Annotated in this window: 13 protein-coding genes and 3 pseudogenes; 9 read left to right on the top strand and 7 right to left on the bottom strand. The window is 30.2% G+C overall.

From position 1 onward, the window contains the following. Positions 1 to 194 precede the first annotated feature (194 nt). Positions 195 to 581 (top strand): annotated as a pseudogene (locus I2F23_RS10275) (transposase family protein); the annotation flags it as partial. A gap of 81 nt (positions 582 to 662) precedes the next feature. Here I2F23_RS10275 and I2F23_RS10270 read toward each other — a convergent pair. The 3 genes and pseudogenes from I2F23_RS10270 to I2F23_RS10260 all read right to left on the bottom strand — a co-directional run bounded on the left by I2F23_RS10270 (position 663) and on the right by I2F23_RS10260 (position 1,698). Next, positions 663 to 1,013, bottom strand: a complete 351-nt coding sequence (locus I2F23_RS10270; protein WP_195772508.1) for a DUF6984 family protein — start codon at positions 1,011 to 1,013, stop codon at positions 663 to 665. Between the two features lie 100 nt (positions 1,014 to 1,113). Further along, positions 1,114 to 1,395: an addiction module antidote protein gene (locus I2F23_RS10265; RefSeq protein WP_195772507.1), complete on the bottom strand. Its 282-nt coding sequence runs from the start codon at positions 1,393 to 1,395 to the stop codon at positions 1,114 to 1,116. Beyond that, positions 1,396 to 1,698 (bottom strand): annotated as a pseudogene (locus tag I2F23_RS10260) (type II toxin-antitoxin system RelE/ParE family toxin). A 259-nt stretch (positions 1,699 to 1,957) separates the two neighbouring features. Between I2F23_RS10260 and I2F23_RS10255 the strand changes: the two are divergent. Both I2F23_RS10255 and I2F23_RS10250 read left to right on the top strand, forming a co-directional pair. Continuing rightward, the gene (locus tag I2F23_RS10255) at positions 1,958 to 3,307 is read left to right on the top strand and encodes an anti-phage deoxyguanosine triphosphatase (RefSeq protein ID WP_195772506.1); all 1,350 of its coding nucleotides are present in this window, start codon (positions 1,958 to 1,960) and stop codon (positions 3,305 to 3,307) included. Positions 3,308 to 3,711: 404 nt separating this feature from the next. Further along, the gene (locus tag I2F23_RS10250) at positions 3,712 to 4,224 is read left to right on the top strand and encodes a hypothetical protein (RefSeq protein WP_195772505.1); all 513 of its coding nucleotides are present in this window, start codon (positions 3,712 to 3,714) and stop codon (positions 4,222 to 4,224) included. A 187-nt stretch (positions 4,225 to 4,411) separates the two neighbouring features. On the opposite strand, the gene I2F23_RS10245 is transcribed toward I2F23_RS10250, so the two are convergent. After that, entirely contained in the window at positions 4,412 to 5,047 is a 636-nt protein-coding gene (locus I2F23_RS10245; RefSeq protein ID WP_195772504.1) for a hypothetical protein, read from the bottom strand. A gap of 290 nt (positions 5,048 to 5,337) precedes the next feature. Here I2F23_RS10245 and I2F23_RS10240 point away from each other — a divergent pair, with 290 nt between their 5' ends. Beyond that, complete coding sequence (locus tag I2F23_RS10240) at positions 5,338 to 5,814, top strand: potassium channel family protein (RefSeq protein ID WP_213014703.1); 477 nt, start codon at positions 5,338 to 5,340, stop codon at positions 5,812 to 5,814. Between the two features lie 37 nt (positions 5,815 to 5,851). Next, a complete protein-coding gene (locus tag I2F23_RS10235) occupies positions 5,852 to 6,373 on the top strand; it encodes a hypothetical protein (RefSeq protein WP_195772503.1) in 522 nt (173 codons plus the stop codon). An 80-nt stretch (positions 6,374 to 6,453) separates the two neighbouring features. Here the strand turns inward: I2F23_RS10235 and I2F23_RS10230 are convergent, their stop codons facing one another. The 3 genes and pseudogenes from I2F23_RS10230 to I2F23_RS10220 all read right to left on the bottom strand — a co-directional run bounded on the left by I2F23_RS10230 (position 6,454) and on the right by I2F23_RS10220 (position 9,657). Beyond that, positions 6,454 to 7,989, bottom strand: coding sequence for a protein kinase domain-containing protein (locus I2F23_RS10230; protein ID WP_195772502.1), 1,536 nt, complete (start codon positions 7,987 to 7,989; stop codon positions 6,454 to 6,456). Between the two features lie 166 nt (positions 7,990 to 8,155). Then, positions 8,156 to 8,779 (bottom strand): glutathione S-transferase family protein, encoded by a 624-nt coding sequence (locus I2F23_RS10225; protein ID WP_195772501.1) that lies wholly within the window; start codon positions 8,777 to 8,779, stop codon positions 8,156 to 8,158. Between the two features lie 285 nt (positions 8,780 to 9,064). Further along, positions 9,065 to 9,657, bottom strand: a pseudogene (locus I2F23_RS10220) (recombinase family protein). A gap of 446 nt (positions 9,658 to 10,103) precedes the next feature. On the opposite strand from I2F23_RS10220, the gene repM reads away from it, so the two are divergent. The 4 genes from repM to I2F23_RS10200 all read left to right on the top strand — a co-directional run bounded on the left by repM (position 10,104) and on the right by I2F23_RS10200 (position 14,010). Beyond that, positions 10,104 to 11,048, top strand: coding sequence for a replication initiation protein RepM (gene repM / locus I2F23_RS10215; RefSeq protein WP_195772500.1), 945 nt, complete (start codon positions 10,104 to 10,106; stop codon positions 11,046 to 11,048). 121 nt (positions 11,049 to 11,169) lie between these two features. Next, positions 11,170 to 11,787, top strand: a complete 618-nt coding sequence (locus I2F23_RS10210; protein WP_195772499.1) for an AAA family ATPase — start codon at positions 11,170 to 11,172, stop codon at positions 11,785 to 11,787. Further along, the gene (locus I2F23_RS10205) at positions 11,787 to 12,158 is read left to right on the top strand and encodes a hypothetical protein (protein WP_195772498.1); all 372 of its coding nucleotides are present in this window, start codon (positions 11,787 to 11,789) and stop codon (positions 12,156 to 12,158) included. Before I2F23_RS10210 ends, I2F23_RS10205 begins: the two co-directional genes overlap by 1 nt. A gap of 595 nt (positions 12,159 to 12,753) precedes the next feature. Beyond that, positions 12,754 to 14,010 (top strand): hypothetical protein, encoded by a 1,257-nt coding sequence (locus I2F23_RS10200; RefSeq protein ID WP_195772497.1) that lies wholly within the window; start codon positions 12,754 to 12,756, stop codon positions 14,008 to 14,010. Positions 14,011 to 14,521 lie beyond the last annotated feature (511 nt).

Here is a 14,521-nt window from a genome sequence, read left to right as displayed (position 1 = left end):
ATCTAGAATTGTTCATCAAGTCGAAGATACTTTGATTCGATCAGGTTTGTTTAATTTACCCAAGGATATTCCTGAAGGTGAAGGTATAAACTGGAATGTAGTGATTGTAAATACCACAGAAACTCTAGTTCAAAGACCTAAAAAAACAGAAGAAAACTTATAGTGGTAAGAAAAAGGCACATACATTTAAGGTACAAGCGATCATTCACAGCAAAACTCAGCAAATACTGAGTCTATGTAGCATCGTGGATGCTGTACATGATTTTGAGCTATTTAAACGTAATTTAAAGCAGATTCCTGTTAGGCTTTTATCCTTACGGATAAAGGTTATCAAGGAATTTCTACTATTTTTTAGGAATAGTTTGTTGCCATTAAAAGAAAAAAGAGGTTATAAATTGCATCCTGAATTGAAAACTTACAACCGAGAAATTAATAAAAGAAGAATAGGAATTGAACATGTATTTTGCAAGCTAAAAACCTTTAAGATTCTTTCTGGATGCTATCGCAATAGAGGAAAAAGACTGGGCTTAAGATTCAATTTGATTGCAGGAATTTATAATTTACAACTGAGTGAAAAGTGATTTATGAAAGAAGTCTATTAATTCCTAAAATCAAAATAATACACGTTATCTGAAATCGAATTTCGTACAATTCCCATTATGTTAAACAAGATATATATTTTTAATATTTTTAATTTTAAAAGGTTTAGTTAATAATGAGAAATCTCCTACAAAACTATCTATTTCTCTAGGGATAAAATCTTCATCAACAAATAAAGTAATATTTACATATTTTCCATAATCTGAATAATAAATTTCGGTTCCTACTGTCTTAAGTTTCCCAAAATCAGAGCATATTTCGTTGGGATAAATGATTTTAAAAGATCCCATTCCACCGTCATTCATTGGTATGGAGTGACACTTATCTAAAGCTACTGGAATATTGATTTCTATTGGTGAAATTTCTATTAAACTATTGATAATAAATATTTCATCTATTGTCAGTGGCTTCATAAATCATCCTATTTATATTAGCACTTTTTATTTAAAGTTTTTCTAAATTTAAGATAATACTGATTATTCAAAATCAAAAATGGAGCATGAAGCTCCATTGTCAAATTGCTAAACGCAAGTTTAAAGCTTTAACTACTTTAATCACTGTATCAAAGCTAGGATTTACATCGCCTGAAAGGGCCTTATAAAGACTCTCTCTACCTAATCCTGTATCCTTTGATAATTGAGACATACCTTTAGCTTTCGCGATATTACCTAATGCTTTTGCAATAAATGCAGCATCTCCATTAGACTCTCCAATGCAAGCTTGTAAGTAAGCTTGCATATCCTCTTCTGTTTTAAGGTGTTCTGCACTATCCCATTTACGAAGTTTAAGAGCCATTTACAACTCCTCCTCTAATTTTCTTGCTAATTGAAGAGCAAGTTTTATATCTTTACTTTTAGTGGACTTATCTCCACCAGCCAATAAAACAATGATCCTTTGCCCTTGTTTGCAGTAATAAACTCTATAGCCAGGTCCAAAAAAGAAACATAATTCGGAAACACCTTCACCAACAGGTTCAGTATCTCCAAAATTTCCATCTTCAACTCTGTCAATTCTGACTTGTATTCATATTTTTGCTTGTTGGTCTTTTAATTTATCAAACCATTCATCAAAGACTTCGGTGGTATATATTGAGTACATTGTTTAAATGTATCCTAAAGAATACATCTAAACAATAGATTTACTTTTATTTTAAAAGTAAAAGTCAAATTTCGTATAACAGGTCATTATGCTAAACGGTTAGATAACTACTCTCAAATTCGGTTAATTTAAAAAAGTATTACAGTTCTTTGGGATGTTCGCTTTATTAAATACTTCTTATTTAATTCAGATATTTATATATATTTTACTGAAAAATCATTAAAGTTACATTTTTATTAAATAAGTGTATTAAGTGGTTATGAAAGAAAACCCTTGGGAAGAACGTATTTATAAGCAACCTAAAAAAAAGAACGATGTTAGAAATGAGTGGGAAAGAGATTACTCCCGTTTAATTAATTCTGCTGCTTTTAGAAGATTACAAACTAAAACTCAGGTACTTGGATTAGGTGAAAGTGATTTTTATAGAACACGGTTAACTCACTCAATGGAAGTAGCTCAAATAGGTGTTGGAATAGTTAAATGGCTTAAGTTCGGAGACTATTCAAAAAAGCTAAAGCAAAAAAAGTTGGAAAAAATCCTACCTTCTTCAGCTTTAATAAATGCTATTTGCTTAGCTCATGATTTGGGGCATCCACCTTTTGGGCATGGAGGTGAAGTAGCACTTAATATTTGTATGCGTGATTATGGAGGCTTTGAAGGTAATGGGCAAACTCTTAGAATTCTTACAAAGTTAGAAAAATATTCTCATGAAAATGGCTTAAATCCCACAAGAAGATTATTACTTGGAGTTTTAAAATATCCTGTATCTTACAGTAGTGTGAATAACTGCAGTTCCTATGAGGAATTATCTTCATCTAAATGGTTAGCAAAAGCAGATCTCCAGAAACCTCCAAAATGTTATTTAGATAGTGAAAAAGAAGTGGTTTCATGGGTTTTAAAGCCATTTAAAGAAAGTGATCAAACTAAATTTCAATATTCAACTCCAACAGAAAGGCATAATAAACCAAGTTATCACTCCTTAGATGCTTCTATTATGGAGCTAGCAGATGATATTTCATACAGCTTACATGATTTAGAAGATGCTATTTCTTTAGGGCTTGTTAAAAAAGAAGATTGGGAAGATCATAAAGAGAAAAAATCATACTTATTTAAAAATTTTGAGTTAAATAGTTATCAATCGATTTCTGATTTAGAAAAAGATTTATTTTCAAAAAAAAGTTATTTACGAAAGAAGGCTATTGGTGAGTTAGTACAAACTTTTATTATGAAAATATATTTACACGAAGTTCCTGGATTCAACCATGATTTATTAAAATGGAATGCAACCATGGATACTCTTCACTTAGAATTACAAAAACATATTTGTTCTCTCGTATATAGTAAAGTAATAAAGAGTACAAATGTACAATTATTAGAATTTAAAGGGCAAAAACTAATTGTTGAATTATTTGAAATCTTCAAAGTTGATCCATTTAGATTACTTCCCAAATCAGCATTAACTCAATATGAATCTATACCGAAAGAGCATAAAAACGAGAGAATGAGAATAATTTGTGATTATATAGCTGGTATGACAGATGAATATGCAACAAAACTATATGAAAAAATTTATCATCCCCATAAAGGATCTATTTTTGATCGTTTATAAACTTATTTTATAAAATAACCTGTAGCTAGAATTTTTAATAACTAAGGATTCTAGCTTATTTAATATTTTTTATATTGTGCCTCTCTATGCTAATTGAACTATCTAGTCTCCTTTAAACACTATTTAATAATTTTAAGAGTGTTATAGGGGCTTGATGTGTTCTAAACCTAATCGTGGAGATTTGATCTTTCCAATAGAAATTAACTTTACAGTTTCTCTACAATTAACATAATACAGCTTATCCAAAATACTAGAAAATGGGAGTTAATAGCTTCAATTTCGCTTAACGCTCATTATGTTAAATAAGGAATGAAAAAATAGTTGACAGAAAATCAGTGCTATATTGAATTGTATTCAATGAGTTCAAAGACTGAATGAACTAAATAAATAAGATGAATATAGATATGGTTGAGCAACCACGTTTAGTTACTAACAACGAAAAAGTAATTAAAAATATTGAATATTTTAATCATGAGTTGGATCTTTATGTAGATGGTGATTGTGATAAATCAATTACATTGCTACTAGAAAATATCTCTCATTACAGAGCTTGGTATGCGTATTGGGATGAAGTGGAAAATAAATATTTATTTGCTCCATCAAAATATATCGGTTATCAGAATATAGATGCAAAACAATATGCTGAATTAAACCGCTCTTATTTGGATGGGAGAAAAACTGAGATAGTTCTAGCTAATTGGTATCAGACCTTAGATGAGAATGATGAGAGCGGAACATTAGCAAAATCAACTCAGATATTTGAAGCAAAAAGAAAAAATAATAATTTCTTAACACTAAGTGAACAAAATATTAGTGATATACAAATGGCAATAGTACACGGTTTTGTAAATTGTTCAATTAAAAACAAAGATGATCGAATCGAATATTTTAGTACATCACCAGAACATCCATATTAAAGCTAATGCTGACGATATTTTCAAAGGAATAGAGTAATAATAAATAAGTCCAACCGTGCCAGCAGCTACATTAATTCGAATTTTAGAGGCTCACCTAAGCTTTATTTGAAATAATAATTTAAAAAATGGGAACTTTAAGCTCCCATTTTTTACTTAGTATAACGGCTATTATGTTAAACATGATATTTTATATCTTAGATATAATCATATGAATTGCCTTCATCTCTTTCTCTTTCTGAGCTTGAAACTTTCCATAAGTTGAAAAATGTAAATGTTTATAGATTAAAGGAGAGGTTTCATGAAAGACTTTAAGACTGTACCCCTCGATTTCTCTTGCATCCTGCATCCATGAAAAAGTAGATGTTTTTTTCATTAATCTAAACACAGCATCAGAGATAAATACAGCTTTAGTATACTGTGAAACAATAGCTTGATGAATGTACTTAAGATGATTTTTATCAAGGTCAGTATTTCTTAGATTATTTCTACCAGTGGTTGGGAGATGAAGAAGTTCTATAAATGAAATGCGAGAAGAATCTTCACAAGTAAGCCTAATTTTTGAAAATTCTTTATGGTATTTTCTTCCATCTCCTTTGTACCCATCTAATAAGAAAGGATGATGCACATTATATTTTTTCCAAAAAGAAATAGCATCTTTATGGTATTCAATAACTTTAGGAAATATTTTTTGTTCTTCAATATCATAAGCATAATTGGCATCCAAGCCAATAAATAAAAACTCTGCTTGAATTGGACAACACCCTTGATATGGTTTTTTGCGAAAAGCTTGAATTAGTTTTTCGCTAGGATGAATGTTATACATATTTATATAAATTGATGAAATTTTGAGACTACTAGTTTATAACAAAAAAATTTCATAGCTTACTATTTTCAAGTTTGGACTTACAAAATCAATTTCGAATAAGAGATTTTATGTTACATGAGAGTATATTAATTGAGACCTCCTAAATGGTATCCTAAACTTTATTTAAAGATGAACTATCTATAACATTCCTCATCATAATTTTTTTTTGGAGGAAACGTGTCTAACGATATTGAAAAACAAACCAAACATTAATTCCGAAGTTAGAAAAGCCACATCAAAAGACCTATTTGACAACTCCTATAGGAAGATTTGTAGAGAGAGCCTCTTATTTAGATTTATTTATTTTTGTTTTTATAGTTATTTTTTCATCAGCATTGTATTTTTGGTTAATTCCTTCTGGCCATTCTTTAAATAAAGAGAATATAGATATTTTTGATGCCTTATATTTTAGTATCGTGACTTTTACATCACTTGGGTATGGAGATTTAAGCCCTATAGGATACGGACGTCTTATTGCAACTCTTGTCGTAGTGTTAGGGTTAGTATTTATTGCTCTACTAGTTGGGAAATTCGCTTCTGAAAGACAGCAAACAATCCTTTTATTATTGCACACAAGTGATTGTCAAAGACGAATAAGCAACTTTTCTTTAGAAATAGAAGAAATAAATTCGTTATTAAAGAATGGATGTAATATAGAAAAAGACCTTCACGTAGCTACAAATATTTTAGAGATTACGGCTAAATATTTAATATTTAATATTTAATATTTAATATTTAATATTTAATGCTAATCAAGCTAGGTTGATTTCTTTCGGAAATGAAAGTGCATTAGCTTCACTTTATAAAGAAATATCTAAGTTACAAGAGACAAGTTTAAAAATATACAAAAATGAAAATGAAAGTTTACTGATATCAAGACGTTCATTAGCATTAGTAAATCGTTGCCATGGAGTGGTTCGTCAAATGGTAGTTTTACACAAAAACTCTAAAGAAGATAAGTCATATACACAGCTTTTTATAATTAAGCTATTAAATTTTTTAAGAATAAAACAGCAAAAATCCTTCAGTGGATCTATGCTTCGTATTAATGGAACTTTTGAGAAAATGAATAATGACATCATTCTCTTAAAAAGATGGTCTCAAGGAAAGGCGACTCCAATTATAATCAATGATGTTTATAACAATGCCCCTATTGGTCCACAAGAAAATTGGCCTACTAACATTCACAAGGAAATTGCAAAAACACTAGGTATTTCTAATAGTCTAGTAAGTAAAAGTATTAATATACTTCTTGAAAAACATAAGTTACCAAAAAACAAATAGATGTAAGATTCAGTGCATTATATTAATTTTTCTAAAATTAACATAATGCACGTTATAGACTTTACTACTGTGATTTTTGCTTAATCAAAATGTCTAAAACTTGGATCATGGTGCGGAGTAATTTTTGTAATATATTCTGTTAAAATTTCTTTTTCTAACCGTTTAGATGTAAGTACTTTAGCAAGCATATTTGTGACAATTGATCGATCCATAACGAAATTTGGGCCTGCTCCTTTGGGACATACTATATACGCGAATGGCTTTAAATTTCTTTCTCTATAAGAATAATCATTTCGTCCTATAGCTTCAACATCCGTACCAATTTCAATATAAGCATTTTCAAATAAGCTAGCATCCATATATTGATTTTTATATATACAGGCGACATCAGACGGCCAATCCTCTGTAACATTTCGCTCAACCTTATTTTGGTTACCATCATATAAGATGAAAGGTTTTAGTGGTTTAGTCAAAATTATAAAAAAATTATTATATAATCTTGAGTCATGCGAGAAAGCAATAATTTTTTCAATACTAATTTCTTCAGTATTATTTAAAAGGTATAAATCACCATCAATTTTTTTTAAACCTTTAAACGTATTATCGCCACCTGTAAGATTCATATACCAAAATTCATCCTCATACAGCATTGTATTCAGATTGTTGATGAATCTATCAATTTCATAGTCCTTATCAGTTTCGAAAACAGTCTTAATTCTCGGAAATGAGGCTCTAAATAAATGATCAATATCTTTGCATTTTAAATAAATATCTCTATTCTTTGGCTTCAGAAGAATTTCTAAGCTCTCAAATAATTCATTTAAGTTTTGAAACCTTCTTTTAATGTTACTTTGAATACATTTTTCAACAATCTTATTTAAAGCAACATCTTTCTGATTATTGATATCTCCAAAATAGGGACGGCCGGCTCCTTTAGATGGACTATTTAAGTACCACCATTGAATAACCTGACCTAATGAATAGATATCCGAAGCTGGCGTAACTTCACTACCGATTCTCATTAGCTCTTCTGGACTAAATGAGAAGTTAGCCAAGCGTTCTCCTTTATCTGTTTTAGAAACTTTAGCTACAAACTCTTCATCAAAATGTGCTATGCCAAAATCACCTACTACATATTCATGGGTATCATCATCATAAAAAATATTCTCAGGTTTTATATCTCTATGAATAACTCCAAATTCATGTAGATGTTGTAACCCCTTTCCAATTTGATCCAAAATTTTAAAACCATCAAAATCTAGATTTTTTCTATCTTTTAAACTAGAACTGTACCTTTTCATAATAATATATGAGATTAGTATAGGTTCTTGTTCACTTTCAATGTATTCAAAACTATCAAGATGGTATTGTTTTACTACATTTTTATGAGGTGGTAATTGAATTAGAGCGAAATATTCATCAATAAATCTTCTGAGCTTTTTTTGACTTCTTGATTGTTCTGTAAGAAATTTTATTGCAAACTCTTTTGAACTATTTTTTTTCTTAAAGAAAAGAACATTAGAGTTTCCACCTTGTTTAACTCCTGTTTGGATTAATTCGAATACTCCAACTTTAGATATTAAATCATTTGATTTGAAATAATCATATATGCCCATAACACACTTTCACTTGTAATAACAAAAACAGGACATATTAATATAATTGATTGATTATTTATAATTTTTACAAATGTTTGGTCTTATTATATTCATTAGTTTATTTAAAATTAACATAATATTGATTATCTGAATTAAATAAGTAGTGCCCCCCCTAACTAAGAAGCTAATTTTGTCCATTATTTCCCCATTTCAAATATGCCGGTCTTTGACTTAAAAGATCATAATAGTCTTTCACATAAGTTAGATCAGGCTTTTCAAAAGGTGTTAAATACCAACGTTGTACTGAAAGTCCAATACTAATATCAGCAAGAGAAAAATGATCACTAACAATATAAGATTTTGTTTTCTCTAATTGTTTATCTAATATAGTCATCATATTATTCCACGAGTTAATACTTTCTTTAACAAGTGCTATATCTTGATGATTAGGTGATTTACGAACAATATGTTGTAGAGCATATGTCCAACTATTATTGAGCTCTATACCCTGCCAATCAATCCATTGATCAATCTTAGCACGTGTTTTATTATTATCTGGATATATGTGTTTTCCACTATAAGCATTAGATAGATAGCGAATAATAGAATTAGATTGCCAAAGTATAAAATCATTATCAATTAGCACAGGAATACTAGCATTTGGGTTTACTGTAATAAATTCTTGTTCTTTCGTAGATCTGAAACCACGTCCCCAATCTTCACGATCATATGCTAAATTTAACTCTTCACATAACCATAAAACTTTTCTAACATTAATTGAGTTTGCTCGCCCTAAAATTTTGATCATATAAATCTATTATTAATTCAAGTATATACTTCTTACAAATATATCCTATTTAACTTTATTTTTACCACTATTAATCAAGCTAAAAAATACTTTCAGAAATTTTTCTTCACCTCTTTTGATTCAATCTTTGTAGAAATATTCCTATTTTCTTTATAATCTTTAGCAATCGGTTGAACACTATTTTGTTCAGTTTTTAAATTACTTGGTTCTGTCACATTAAGAAATTAAAGGTGACAGAAGTAAGATTATCTCTTTCTTAGAATATTTTAGCTTTGCTTCTTCTAGTTAAATCTTAGCCACTCTATACACTGTAGCCACCCCTACCCCAACTGCTTTTGCAATTTCTTCCTTAGTCATGCTCTCAAGTGCCAATAATTGCTTAATACGAGCGTGTTTAGCCCGATTAGGAGCTTTTCCTTGAGGTTTATAGCCAGAACGCAAAAACCCTGCTTAATACGCTCTTTTCGCTTCTGATTGTCCAATCTTGCCATCGTTGCAAGCAAATCAATTAGCATTGAGTTAATTACTGAAAGTATTTCACCTGTAATTCCATCTTGAGCTAAATGATGTGTTGTTGGTAAATCAGCAACAACGAGTCTAAGACCTTTTGCTTTGATCTGTTGTTTAAGTACATCAAAGTCTTCTTGGGATAACCTAGACAAACGATCTACGCTTTCAACTAACAAGACATCACCATTATTAGATTCACTAAGTAACTTGTTTAATTCAGGACGAATAAGTTTTGTTCCTGAAAAGTTTTCAACGTATGAACAATAATTAGATGAGTAACTTTTACTGAAATCAATTAGATCATCTAGTGCTCTTTCTGCATCTTGGTCTTTGGTAGATGCTCTTACATAAATTCTTACGACACTCATATCAATTAGACTTCAAAAATTAAGTGAAATAATAAAAATAAGATTTTGCATGATTTTTTATATAAATGATAGTTTAACGATAGTTTTTATAAAAATGATGAATTTTCTAACTTGGGTATACATAAAAGATAAACCACCAATCCCTTTGTTCATACATTAAATTTATTTTTTACTTAGCTTGAGTAAAAACCATTGAATATCTTCTTAAAAAATCTAAAAATTAGGCTTTTATTACTTTTAATTAACTTTTAATGCTTTTAGAAGCCCTGAAAACACCATATAGTCTGCTTTCTAAGCTCTATAAACCACCAATCCCTTTGTTATAAACCACCAATCCCTTTGTTATAAACCACCAATCCCTTTGTTATAAACCACCAATCCCTTTGCATTTTACACCATAATATATTATGGTGTAAAAACAGCGTAGAATAAGGTGGTGTGAAATAGTGAAGAATGAACTGGTTGTAAAAGATAACGCTTTAATTAATGCAAGTTACAACTTAGAAGTAACGGAACAACGACTTATCCTACTTTCAATTATTAGAGCAAGGGAGACAGGCGAAGGAATTACATCGGAAAGTAAGCTTGAAATACATGCTAGTGAATATGCAAATCGATTTAATGTAACAAAAGAGGCAGCTTATTATTCATTAAAAAGTGCTGTAAGTAATTTATTTAATCGTCAATTTAGTTATAATCAAAAATATAAAAACACGAATAAAATAGAAACAGTAAAAAGCAGGTGGGTTAGTAATATTTCCTATGTAGATGATCTAGCAATTTTAAGAATAACTTTTGCCCCTGAAGTGGTGCCATTAATTACAAAATTAGAAAAACAGTTTACAAGCTACCAGCTAAAACAAGTTACACAGCTTACAAGTAAATATGCTATCCGTCTTTACGAGATCCTTATTTCGTGGCGAGAACTTGGAAAAACTCCTGTATTAATGATGCAAGATATTCGCTTTAGATTAGGTCTTCAAGGAGGTGATTACCCTCGTATAGACACATTTAAAAAGAGAGTCCTAGAGCCAGCAATTAAACAAATAAACCTTTATACAGATATAGAGGCAACTTATGAACAATTCAAAGAAGGGAGAACTATTGTTGGTTTAAAGTTCATGTTTAAAGAGAAAAAATCTCCTAAGAGTTTATCTGAAAATAAAAATGAAAATACTCCAGATTTATTTTTTAAATTGACTGAGAAACAAATAAATTCATTTTCAAGAAAGCTTGCTTATGATAATGAGTTCTCGGGTGAATTTGCAAAAGTTGGCGAGAGTTATGCTGATCTCGAATTAAGAATAAAGAAAGAAATGAAAAATATTGATTTTATAAGAGAAAATATTAATCATTTTAATAGAATAAATTTTGTTTTATATAACAATTAATTATAAAAATAAATACAACTATTATGAAACTATTTTTAATCTATGTTTTTTGTATTAAACAAGTTGTTAAAAACTATTTTAATTGTAATATAGTAGTTTAAAATAAACTCTGGAGTAGGATGTGGCTTTAATTATAACTATTGCAAATAGAAAAGGTGGAGTAGGGAAAACAACTATTGCCACAAACTTGGCTGTCGCACTTCAAAATAAAGGGCGTACTTTATTGGTTGATGCAGATGAACAGCGATCATCTTTTAAGTGGAATGATTATCGTGAGAGTAAAATAGATGTTCTTTCTGCCCATAAAAATCTTTTAGATGTGCTTGAGCCTGAGGTTAAAGAATATGATTTTATTTTAATTGATTTAGCTGGACGAGATTCTGAAGCTTTTAGAGAAGCATTGCTAATTACCGATAAATTAATTATACCCACTCAGGCTAGTCTACTGGATTTAGATGTTCTTCCCTATATAGATGAACAATTGAAAAAAGTACATATAGATAATAAAGAATTAAAGACATTCATTGTTATAAATAAAGCTCCAACAAATCCACGCAGTAGTGAAATTGAGCAGGCTCGCTCATATATTTCTGATTACCCAAACTTTAAACTTCTCCAGACGGTATTGCGTGATCGGAAACAATTCCGTGATGCTATTGTTGAATCAAAATCAGTGCTAGAAATGCAAAGCAGTAAGGCAAGAGATGAGTTTAATGAAATGTTGATAGAGATTTTATAATGGTGGATTTAGATAGATTTAAACGTGCACGGCAAAAGCAAGAGTTCATTCAAAATACGAATTCAGATATTGAAACGAAAGAAGTTAGAACGGTTGTAACTAGAAATAAGAGTTCTATTCAGCTTGAAGAAAATACTTTGTCTCCGAGACAACGGTCAAGAACGAAGCAAGGTAGAAATATAACTATTCCTTTATTTCATGAAGAATTATCTATTATTGAAGAAGCAGTTTCAAAGTTATCAGAAAATTGTGATACGTCTATTAATAATTTTATTAGGGAATCAATACTTAAAGAGTGTAAAAGAATTATTAAAAAAGATGCTTATGAATCAATTATTTCAAATAAATTTAATGTTATTAAAAACAAGTAAAATACAACTATTAAACATCTATTATTAATCTAATGTTTGTGTTAAATAGTTGTTAAACGCACCTGATTTATTATTTAGTAGATCAGGTGTTTTAATTCTAATAACTACTTATTTTTAAATAAATTATCAATAAATGAATATGCTTTTAGAAAAAATAAAATGCTATAAAATTATCAGCCATTAAAGTAAATAAAGGGTTATGTAATTATTTACTTATTAAGTGATATATCAAATTCAAGCCTTAATCTGAAAAATTTTAGGAAGACTGGATAAGTGTTTGTTGTGTAGTAAAATGTAGTATTACAAAATAGGGAAAAAGACCCTCTAAAAGCCTTATAAATAGGGGTGTACAGTAATATACTGTAGTAGTCTGTTAGTGTCGGGAAATTGACATATTTGCACGTGGCAGGTGGGCGGGGCAACTGCGCTCGGCAGCTGTTGGATAGCTAATTATTTATTTTTTGATGATGTAAACACTGAAAAGATAGTCAAAAATTCACATTTAATTTTTAAACTAATGCCATGATAATATGATCCTGAAAAAGTTCTTTTAGATGTTGTAATGTATATAAAAATATAATCTATTAGGTGACATATGACAGAACCAATGACATTTGAAGCGTTTAAGTCATATTTAGCTAATATAGACCTAGACGGTATAGATTCAGAGCATACCTACTCTACATTGAAATTGGTTAAGTCATTCAATGCAAGTGGTCCGCATATGAACCGTTGGTGGGTAATGACCCCTGTGAACTGGTCTTGTGTTTGTTGTAAAAGGACTAAGGCAGAAATCGTCAGGTTAAATAAAAATAATTATCTAACTTGCCAATTACATGAGCATCATGATCATATGAAGGATGTGGTTAAAGAACTTTTTGAAAAGTATTCTATTCAAAGAGAGCATATTGTGGCTGATGAACTTTCTGAAAAATTTGCGATCAAGGCTGCGTTCTCTTTATCTGCCTATGACAATACAGTTATTTGCTTTGATTGCAATAAGGCAGATGCCGATGCTAAAAAAATAGTGAAAGCGCATAAATATTTTTCTTTCTCACCACGTGAGATCGCAGAGTTTGTGAAGCCCACACCAAATAAAGAGCACGAGATTGATCCAGTACTTGTCCAACAAGTGTGGGAACTCGCTAAACCAATTTTTGAAATGAGAATGGATTTTGCTGAAAGATTTGCCAAAATTGCCGCTGAAAATCAAGATTGGTATCAATCTTCAGAAAGAACAGCCAAACAAATTGAACGACTTGCTAAATGGCATTTTGAGCGCCATGGATTACATCAATTTGATAGGTATGAACCAGATAGGTTGCTTTATAATACAGTACCATTTAAAGGTAACGGCAGCTCATGGAGGCTAAAAGAGAATCCAATTCTTAAAAAAATCCCTTCGGCCAATCAGCTTGCACATCTTATTGCTACGCGGGGGAAATATTGGAACAGATATGAAGACAATTGGTTTTGTCCCTGCTGTTTAAGGAGCAAATATGATTGTGTGAGACCTTCAAAGAAAAATCCATGGATCTTTGAGGTTAAAACAGCCTCATTATTCTCACTCGAAGAGATGGACTTTGACTCTAACCCTGCTGCAATGTGCGTTGACTGTGTCGATATGGCATTAAATCTTGGAAGGGAGATATTGGATCTAAGCGGAAAACGTTCAATGGTAGAGCATCCTAGTTCTGTTATTAGCTTAAGAGAGCTTCGTGATATTGTCATTGCTCGACCCCATTCTCAACATAAGTTTAAGAATGAAATCATTGATCGTATCACTCCTTGCATTGTAGAAAGAACTATTGATTTTTTGAATGGGTTGGCAGAGCAGAATAAGGATTGTTGAGGAAATAGGAATGAGAAGTGAGGCTCCTATACAATTCCACCCATACTTTTTAAAAAATCCCAAGGCCAAAATATTTAATGACTAACAGAATTAAAATCCCTAGAGTTTGATTAAAATGCTGCTGAACAATAAATTAAAAGTCCGATAATTAACTTAAATATAAATTGCTTTAGCGATAAAAACTGGTTAAATGTTTATTAAATAATCAGAACGACCTGTATAGTTTGAGATGAAAAAACGTTCAATATTTGAGTGATAAATAATCTTAAATTCACAAAAAATATGAAATTAATCACATAAAATATGTTTTTATATAATTTTATTAAGCGTTTTTAGTTATATATATAAAGTCTTTTTAAATATGAGTCCCATCAACGATACTAAATTCAGTCAAGTGATTTGGCTCACCCTCTAGCGATTTTTAGTTTTTGTATGCCTAACCAGTCTTTTGGTTAGGCATTTTTTTATGGGAAATTTTAAATTAATGTGATTAATTCAACTAAAAAAATAA

Origin of the sequence: Acinetobacter pollinis, assembly GCF_015627175.1 — a bacterium.
Classification (GTDB): domain Bacteria; phylum Pseudomonadota; class Gammaproteobacteria; order Pseudomonadales; family Moraxellaceae; genus Acinetobacter; species Acinetobacter pollinis.
Note: the sequence above shows the minus strand (reverse complement) of the source record. Positions and strands in the feature narration are given on the sequence as shown.